The organism is Streptomyces sp. NPDC041205, from assembly GCF_055591765.1.
Window position 1 is genome coordinate 108582 of sequence record NZ_JBVIZH010000007.1, and the last position, 8274, is coordinate 116855.

The window sequence follows — 8274 nt, forward strand, 5'->3', positions numbered from 1 at the left end:
TCACGGAACGGGCACCGAGCTTGACGTGTCGGGGCCCTCGGGCAGACTTGGCCAGGAATAGCGGATCGATCACAGTCGAAAAGACATCGTCGATCGCACCCATAGCCACAGTCACAGCAGCGGCGCCGTCTCGCGCCCGCGCCGATGGGGGACGCACGACATGAGCCAGGACGGCGCTCAGGGCCGGTACGCGGGCAGTTCACTGGCCGGTGGCCGCTATCAGCTGCGCGATCTGCTCGGCGAGGGCGGCATGGCCTCGGTCCACCTCGCGTACGACACGGTGCTCGACCGACAGGTCGCGATCAAGACACTCCACACGGAGTTGGGTCGCGAGCAGTCCTTCCGCGAGCGCTTCCGCCGCGAGGCGCAGTCCGTGGCCAAGCTCACGCACACCAACATCGTGTCGGTCTTCGACACCGGCGAGGACGATCTCGGTGGCGCGACGATGCCGTACATCGTCATGGAGTACGTCGAGGGCAAGCCGCTCGGCTCGGTCCTGGACGCGGCGATCCACCAGTACGGCGCGATGCCCAGCGACCAGGCTCTGAAGATCACCGCCGATGTGCTCGCGGCCCTGGAGATCAGCCACGAGATGGGCCTGGTCCACCGCGACATCAAGCCCGGCAACGTGATGATGACCAAGCGCAACGTCGTCAAGGTCATGGACTTCGGCATCGCCCGCGCCATGCAGTCCGGCGTCACGTCGATGACCCAGACCGGCATGGTCGTCGGCACCCCGCAGTACCTCTCCCCGGAGCAGGCCCTCGGCCGCGGCGTCGACGCGCGCTCCGACCTCTACTCCGTCGGCATCATGCTCTTCCAGCTGGTGACCGGACGCCTCCCGTTCGAGGCGGACTCCCCGCTGGCCATCGCGTACGCACACGTCCAGGAGGAGCCGGTCGCTCCCTCCTCGATCAACCGTTCCCTTCCGCCCGCGATCGACGCGATCGTCGCCCGCGCGCTGAAGAAGAACCCGAACGAGCGCTTCCCGACCGCCGAGGCGATGCGCGACGAGTGCCTGCGCGTCGCCCAGTCGTTCCAAGCCTCGGCCCCCAGCATCGTGCCGGGCGCCCAGACCGCGAGCGGCGCGGGCGTCGGCTCCGCGGTGTTCCCGCCGGTCGACACGGCCGCCCCCGCCGCGGGCGGCGTCCAGACCCCGTACCAGCCGGGCCCCTACGGCCCCGCGACCCCGGCCCCGACCCCCACCCCGGGCTACGGCTACCCCCAGCCGGGCTACCAGACCCCGGCCCCCACCAACGCCTACGCCCCCCAGGCCGCCCAGACCCCGCCCCCCTACAACCTCTCCCCCCAGCCCGCGACCACCGCCCCGTCCCCCAGCGGCGGCTCCGGCGGCCGCAAGCGCAACATGCCGGTGATCGTCGGCTCGATCGTCGTCGCCCTCCTAGCGATCGGCGGCGTCATCGCGGCGGTCACCCTGAACGGCGGCGGCGACGAAGGCAAGGACAGCAAGGAATCCAAGAAGCCGGTGGCGGGCTACCGCGGGCCGGACCGCACCAAGACGGTCGAAAAGACCGTGTGCACCGAGCCGGACACCGCGTACAACGACCCGGACAAGATCAAGATGCCGGAGTTCGCCTTCAAGGACTGGCGTTCGGTGCTGAGCTGCCTGCAGGCGGCCGGCTGGCACTACGACAAGAACGAGGTCGACGAGAACACGTACGGCAAGGACACGGTCATGCGGACCGTGCCCAAGGCGGGCGAGGACATCGACCCGAAGGACGTGAACATCCAGTTCGACATCTCGACGGGCAACCCGTCCTGACCACGGCATCGGCCTGTGGCCTGAGGCAGACGCCTTCGGCCTGAGGCACCCACGGGGCCCGGTACGCGATACGCGTGCCGGGCCCCGTCGTCGTATGCGGGCCGCTGCCCGGGTTCAGGGTGGCGCGACCCGCTCCGTCGAGACCGCCTTCCGGCGCAGGGGCGACCCGGTGCTCGCCCGCATCGACGTGACCGCGTTCCTCAAGGCCGCCGAGGGCGCGGGCGCCAGCCCCGGGGCCGCGAGAACTTTTTTCTCCGCACCGGTCACATTCGCCTCGCGCCCTCCGTCAGTGAAGTGAAGCAGGGCGGCGAGGCACCGGCCGGGCCACAGCCACCACGTACACGAACACCAGCATCCACACTCACACCCGCTCCGAACACATAAGGACACGACCATGCAGGCACGGATGAAGAACCCGGCTTTCGTCCTCCCCGACGGCATCAAGGGCATCGGCACCCTCTTCAAGGCCATCGGCGACAGCGGCCTCCCCCACGAGCTCCAGGAGATCGTGGGCCTGCGGGCCAGCCAGATCAACGGTTGCGGCGCCTGCGTCCACAGCCACACCGAGAACCTCGTCAAGGCCGGGACCAGCACGGAGCGGATCGCCGCCGTGGCCGCCTGGCGCGACGCCCCCTTCTTCACGGACGCCGAGCGCGCCGCCCTCGCCCTGACCGAGAACGTCACCCGGCTCGCCGACCGCTCCACCGAGTCCGTCCCGGACGAGCTGTGGGACGAGGTCGCCGACCACTTCGACGAGCGGGAGCTGTCCGCCCTGATCCTCGTCATCGGCGTGACGAACCTGTTCAACCGCATCAACACGACGATCAAGGAGCCTGCCGGTACGAAGTGGGGCTGAGCCCACGCGGCACGCGGACAGCCCCGCAGCGGCACGCGCACGAAAGGGGCCCGGCACACGTCCTGTGTGCCGGGCCCCTTCGCGCTACGAACTGCGCCTCACAAGGCCTGGAGGACCGAGCCTCACAAGGCCTGGACGTCCTAGAACTCCTAGACGTCCTAGAACTCCTAGACGTCCTAGAGCTCCTAGAGGTACGGACCGCCGGTGCGGCCCGCGATGCCGCCGTCCTCGCCGTCCTCACCGCCGCCCACACCCGGCGGCAGCGCCCTGCGCATCTGCTCCAACTGGGCCCGCGCGGCCATCTGCTGGGCGAACAGCGTCGTCTGGATCCCGTGGAAGAGGCCCTCCAGCCAGCCCACCAACTGCGCCTGCGCGATCCGCAGTTCCGCGTCGCTCGGCGTCGTCTCGTCCGTGAACGGCAGCGAAAGCCGCTCCAACTCCTCGACGAGTTCGGGCGCGAGGCCGTCCTCCAGCTCCTTCACCGAGCTGGCGTGGATCTCCTTGAGCCGCACTCGGCTCGCCTCGTCCAGAGGAGCGGCGCGCACCTCTTCCAGAAGCTGCTTGATCATGCTGCCGATGCGCATGACCTTCGCGGGCTGCTCGACCATGTCCGTCACCGGGACCTCGCGGGACTCGTCGTCTCCGCCACCGAGAGCCATTCCGTCCTGGCCCACGACCAGGACCTGGGGGTTCTCCGGCGACCGTTCGTTCCTCGGCATCTCCATGCCGCCATTCTCTCGCACCTGTTGTCCACACATCCGTGGTGCCCCCATCGGAAGATGATCCACCGTGTACGGCGGCGCGGGTGTTGTCCACCGGGTCGGGGGCGGGGCTCGCGCGGGCATGACTGCGCCGGTCGGGTGAGGGGTGGCCGCCGGGCCGCGCCCGGGTGGTTCCCCCTGCTGCGCCTGGCTCAGCCGCGGCGCAGGCGCAGTCCCAGGAAGCCGAGGCCCAGGCCGATCAGGACCATTCCGCCGCCGAGCGGCAGTACGCGCAGGCCGGGGAACGCCGGCCCTTCGGCCGCCCGCTCCCGGGGCGCGTCGGCCGTGCCGGGCTCGACGGGGGCCGTCCGCAGGCGCTCGGGTCTGCGGACCTCGCGGGGCGGGGGCGGCAGGGGCCGCCAGACGGCGGGGTCGGGCACGGCCACGGGTTCCTCACGCCCGGGCCGCAGCCGCCCTTCCCCCGCCCGGCTTCCGGCGAGGGAGCCGGTGCCGTAGTAGGGGGCGGAGGCGGTGGGGGCGGGAGGGGTGGGGGGTGCCGTGGGTACGGCGGGAGCTGTGGGTGCGGCGGGAGCCTTGAGGGCGGCGGGAGCCTTCAGGGTGGCGGGAGCCTTGAGGGCGGCGGGGACAGCGGAGACGGCAGGCGCCGCGTACGCCGTCGACGTACCGAGTCCGGCGGGGAGCAGCAGCGCGAGCAGCACCGGCGGTCCCACCACACGCAGCGCGCCCCGCAGCCGTGAAGTCACCGCGCTGACTCCCTCCCGGTGCCGGGTCTTCGCCGAGATCGCAGAGCACCCGGATCCGCGCCGCGGGCGGGATCAATGGGCGTACGGCCAGCGTCACATGAGGCGCGGCATCCGGCATCTCGGGTGGGCCCGGGCCCGGGGGGGGAGGGCCCGGCCTCTGGGAGGGGGCCCAGCCCCGGGACCGGGAGCCCCAGGGCCGGGAGCCCCAGGGCCGGGAGCCCCAGGGCCGGGAGCCCCGGGGCCAGGGCGGAAAGCTCGGCAGTGGGTGCCCCCGGAGAGAGGGCAGCCCCGCGCCGGGGCGGGGCTGCCCGCAGCGGACCAGTCGCCCCCGGCCCCTCAGGCCGTCCCCGGCCCCTCCCGTACGAGGAGCACCTTGCCGATGTGGCCGCTCTCCTCAAGGACCCGGTGCGCCGCCGCGGCGTCCCGCATCGGGAGGGTGCGGTCGACGATCGGGCGGACCTGGCCCGCGCCGATGAGGGGCCAGACGTGCTCGCGTACGGCCGCGACGATCGCGGTCTTCTCGGCCACGGGGCGGCCGCGCAGCGAGGTCGCGGTGATGGCGCCGCGCTTGCCGAGGAGCGCGGCGATGTTCAGCTCGGCCTTCACGCCGCCCTGCATGCCGATGATGGCGAGGCGGCCGTTGACGGCGAGGGCGCGCACGTTCCGGTCCAGGTACTTGGCGCCCATGATGTCCAGGATCACGTCCGCCCCGGCGCCGTCCGTGGCGGCTCGGACCTCCTCGACGAAGTCCTGCTCGCGGTAGTCGATGAGCACGTCGGCGCCCAGCTCCCCGCAGTACGCCAGCTTCTCCTTGCCGCCCGCCGTCACCGCCACCTTGGCGCCGACGGCCTTCGCGAGCTGGATCGCCATGGTGCCGATGCCGCTCGCGCCGCCGTGCGCGAGGAGCGTCTCGCCGGGGCGCAGGTGGGCGACCATGAACACGTTCGACCAGACCGTGGAGGTGACCTCCGGCAGCGCGGCCGCGGTGACGAGGTCGACGCCGTCCGGCACGGGCAGGACCTGCCCGGCGGGCACGGCGACCCGCTCCGCGTACCCGCCGCCCGCGAGCAGCGCGCACACCTCGTCGCCGACCGACCAGCCCGCGACACCGGGCCCGAGCGCGGCGATCCGGCCCGAGCACTCCAGGCCGGGGTAGGGGGACGAGCCAGGCGGCGGATCGTAGAACCCCTGCCGTTGCAGCAGGTCGGCGCGGTTCACGGCACTGGCGGCCACGTCGATGAGGACTTCGCCCTCGCCGGGTACGGGATCGGGGACCTCGGCCCACTGAAGCGCCTCGGGTCCGCCGGGTTCGGGGATCGTGATCGCATACATGCGGGCGAGGCTACTCCGGGGCGGGCGAGGGCCACGGTTTGTCCCGGCCGAGGCCGACGCCGAGCGCCACGCCCGGCCCCGCGACCGGCCCCGCGCCGAAGCCGCCGGTGATTCCGCCCAGGTCACGGACGCCTAGCCCTGCCGGGGTGACCGCCACGCCTCCGTCGCGGCCGGGGGCGGCGCCACCGTCGGGGTCGGCGACGCCCGCACGATGGTGATCAGACGGTCCGTCAACTGCAGCTCGCCGATCGCCGGATCGTCGTAGCCAAGGACCCGATGGCCGCGTACGACACTCACGACCAAGTCGTCCGTCTCCCGCACACCCCGCCCCACCTCGGCCTTTATCACCGGCCGTTCGACGAGGTCGAGCCCGCTGCCCTGCTGGATCAGGTCCTCCATGACCAGTCCCGCGCTGGGACTGAGCACCGAGAGACCGAGCAGTCGCCCCGCCGCGCTGGCGCTGGTGATGACGGCGTCGGCGCCGGACTGACGCAGCAGCGGCGCGTTCTCCTCCTCGCGCACCGCCGTCACGATCTTCGCCCCGCGGTTGAGCTGCCGCGCGGTGAGCGTGACGAGGACCGCCGTGTCGTCGCGCTGGGTGGCGATGATGATCTGGCGGGCGCGTTGCAGCTCGGCGCGGAGCAGGACATCGCTGCGGGTCGCGTCGCCGACGACCCCGGCGAAACCCTCCGCCGTGGCCGCGTCGACGACCTTCGAGCTCGGGTCGACGATCACGATCTGCTCGGGCTTCAACCCGGTCGCCTGCAGTGTCTGCACCGCCGACCGGCCCTTGGTGCCGAAGCCGACGACGACGGTGTGGTCACGCAAGTTGGACCTCCAGCGGGACAGCCGCCATTCCTCGCGGGTGCGTTCGGTCAGCACTTCCAGGGTGGTGCCGACCAGGATGATCAGGAAGAGCACGCGCAGGGGCGTGATCAGCACGATATTGGTGAGCCGCGCGCTGTCGCTGTGCGGCACGATGTCGCCGTATCCGGTGGTGGAGAGCGTCACGGTGGCGTAGTACGAGGCGTCGAGGAAGTCGACCTCGTTGTTCGCGTTGTCGTGGTAGCCCTCGCGGTCGATCCACACGATCAGGATCGTCAGCGCCAGTACGCACAACGCCATCAGCAGCCGCTTGCCGACCTGGACCAGCGGACGCTCGACCACACGTCTGGGCAGTTTGACCCGATGTGTCACCAAATGCTCGTCGGCTTGGCGCGCGATGGCGTCATGGCCGGGAAGTTTCACGTGAAACACACCTCGTCGTCGGGGCCACCCATACCCAACTCGCCGGGCAGGCCGCCCGGTTCGGTCCAGGGCAGATCAAGGATCTCCAACTCCTGCCCCCGACGCGCGCCACCCGGTGGAACCACCGCGAGCCCGTCGGCGACAGCGATGCCCCGCAGCATCGCGGGGCCGTTGTAGTGCAGCGGCACGGCGTACTCCCCGCGCAGCGTGACCGGGACGAGCCGGGTGTCGTGCGGATGACCGTGTACGTCTTCGCGCAGGGGCGCGGCGTACGGCTCCGGGGCGGGGCGGCTCGCCAGCCCGCGCAGCAGGGGTTCGGCCAGGGTGAGGAGGCCGGAGACGGCGGCGAGGGGGTTGCCGGGGAGCCCGACGAGGTGGCGCACGCCCGCGCTGTCGGCGCCATCCGCCCCACCCTTCCCCTCCGCTCCGGAGGGGAGGCGGGCGAGCAACATGGGGTGGCCCGGGCGGACGGCGACCCCGTCGACGAGCAGTTCGGCGCCGAGGCGGCGCAGCGTGGGGTGGACGTGGTCGACGGGCCCCGACGCGGTGCCTCCGGTCGTCACGAGGACCTCGGCCGTGGAGGTGGCGACGGCTTCGTACAGCGCCTCGGCGTCGTCCCCGAGCCGCCGCACCGCGGTCACTTCCGCGCCGAGGGCCCGCAGCCACGGCGGCAGCATCGGCCCGAGGGCATCCCGGATGAGGCCGTCCTGGGGCAGCCCCTTGGTCAGCAACTCGTCTCCGAGGACGAGGACTTCGACCCGGGGGCGGGCGGCGACGTACAGCGCGTCGTATCCGGCGGCGGCGGCGAGGCCGAGCACGGCCGGGGTGACGAGCGTGCCGGGCGGCAGGAGCCGTTCGCCCGCCCGGCACTCCTGGCCGCGCGGCCGGATGTCCTGTCCCGGTACGACCTCCCGCTGCGCGTGCAGCCGACCCTTGCCGTCGACGTACCCGTGCTCGCTGCGGATCACGGCGGTCGTGTCGCGCGGAATCCGGGCCCCGGTCGCGATCCGCACGGCCTCGCCGTCACCCAGCGGCTCGGGGCTGCCCTGCCCCGCGAGAATCCCCTCGGCCAGCACTCCCCAGGGCCCCGGCCCCGCCACGGCCCACCCGTCCATCGCGGAGGTGTCGAAGGAGGGGAGGTCGGTGAGAGCGGTGAGAGCGGTGGAGAGGGTGCGGCCGAGGGTTCGGGGGAGGGGGGTGCCCGCGGGGGCGGTGGGCGGTGTGGCGTCGGCCGAGGGGGTGGTGGGGGTGGAGTCGACCGACGGTCCGGTGGGCGGGGGCGTCGATGTGGCCGAGGCGGCCAGGGTGACTGCTGAGACCCCGGCCCGGCGCGCAATGGCACGGGCTTCTGGCCAGGGGGTGGCGCGGCTGTGGGGCTTCGCGGGTGCGGAGGCCTTCGTGGCCGAGGGTTGGGGGGTGTTGGCGGGAGTGGGTGCCTGCGCGGTGAGGGTGTTGGGGCGGGGCTGGGGGGTGTGGCCCTCGTTGCCCGGGGTGCTGGGCCGACCGCCTGAGGCTGCGGGTTGGTCACCCGGGGCGGTGCGGCGGGCGCCGGGGGCTGAGGGCTGGCCACCTGGGGTGGTGAAACGGCCG

At 72.6% G+C, this 8274-nt stretch carries 8 protein-coding genes; 2 read left to right on the forward strand and 6 right to left on the reverse strand.

The annotated features are described in order from the left end of the window. The first annotated feature begins 160 nt into the window (after window positions 1-160). Window positions 161-1783, forward strand: a complete 1623-nt coding sequence (locus ACZ6BG_RS28085) for a protein kinase domain-containing protein (RefSeq protein ID WP_469006469.1) — start codon at window positions 161-163, stop codon at window positions 1781-1783. A 394-nt stretch (window positions 1784-2177) separates the two neighbouring features. Further along, window positions 2178-2639 (forward strand): carboxymuconolactone decarboxylase family protein, encoded by a 462-nt coding sequence (locus ACZ6BG_RS28090; RefSeq protein ID WP_469006472.1) that lies wholly within the window; start codon window positions 2178-2180, stop codon window positions 2637-2639. 185 nt (window positions 2640-2824) lie between these two features. On the opposite strand, the gene ACZ6BG_RS28095 is transcribed toward ACZ6BG_RS28090, so the two are convergent. From ACZ6BG_RS28095 to ACZ6BG_RS28120, 6 genes are all read right to left on the reverse strand, one after another. Continuing rightward, window positions 2825-3364, reverse strand: coding sequence for a bacterial proteasome activator family protein (locus ACZ6BG_RS28095; RefSeq protein ID WP_030362315.1), 540 nt, complete (start codon window positions 3362-3364; stop codon window positions 2825-2827). A gap of 188 nt (window positions 3365-3552) precedes the next feature. Then, complete coding sequence (locus tag ACZ6BG_RS28100; protein WP_469006474.1) at window positions 3553-4104, reverse strand: hypothetical protein; 552 nt, start codon at window positions 4102-4104, stop codon at window positions 3553-3555. A gap of 336 nt (window positions 4105-4440) precedes the next feature. Further along, window positions 4441-5436, reverse strand: coding sequence for an NAD(P)H-quinone oxidoreductase (locus ACZ6BG_RS28105; protein ID WP_469006476.1), 996 nt, complete (start codon window positions 5434-5436; stop codon window positions 4441-4443). Between the two features lie 10 nt (window positions 5437-5446). Continuing rightward, window positions 5447-5593, reverse strand: a complete 147-nt coding sequence (locus tag ACZ6BG_RS28110) for a hypothetical protein (protein ID WP_469006478.1) — start codon at window positions 5591-5593, stop codon at window positions 5447-5449. Then, window positions 5569-6684 (reverse strand): potassium channel family protein, encoded by a 1116-nt coding sequence (locus ACZ6BG_RS28115; protein WP_469006481.1) that lies wholly within the window; start codon window positions 6682-6684, stop codon window positions 5569-5571. The genes ACZ6BG_RS28110 and ACZ6BG_RS28115 overlap by 25 nt, the downstream gene beginning before the upstream one ends. After that, the coding region (locus tag ACZ6BG_RS28120) for a molybdopterin molybdotransferase MoeA (protein WP_469006483.1) at window positions 6681-8274 on the reverse strand (1594 nt) is incomplete at its 5' end. The genes ACZ6BG_RS28115 and ACZ6BG_RS28120, both read right to left, overlap by 4 nt.

Bases quoted from the DNA above. Each gene is read 5' to 3' on its own strand.
- ACZ6BG_RS28095 (WP_030362315.1), bottom strand. From the start codon at position 3,364: ATGGAGATGCCGAGGAACGAACGGTCGCCGGAGAACCCCCAGGTCCTG.
- ACZ6BG_RS28105 (WP_469006476.1), bottom strand. From the start codon at position 5,436: ATGTATGCGATCACGATCCCCGAACCCGGCGGACCCGAGGCGCTTCAG.
- ACZ6BG_RS28085 (WP_469006469.1), top strand. From the start codon at position 161: ATGAGCCAGGACGGCGCTCAGGGCCGGTACGCGGGCAGTTCACTGGCC.
- ACZ6BG_RS28090 (WP_469006472.1), top strand. From the start codon at position 2,178: ATGCAGGCACGGATGAAGAACCCGGCTTTCGTCCTCCCCGACGGCATC.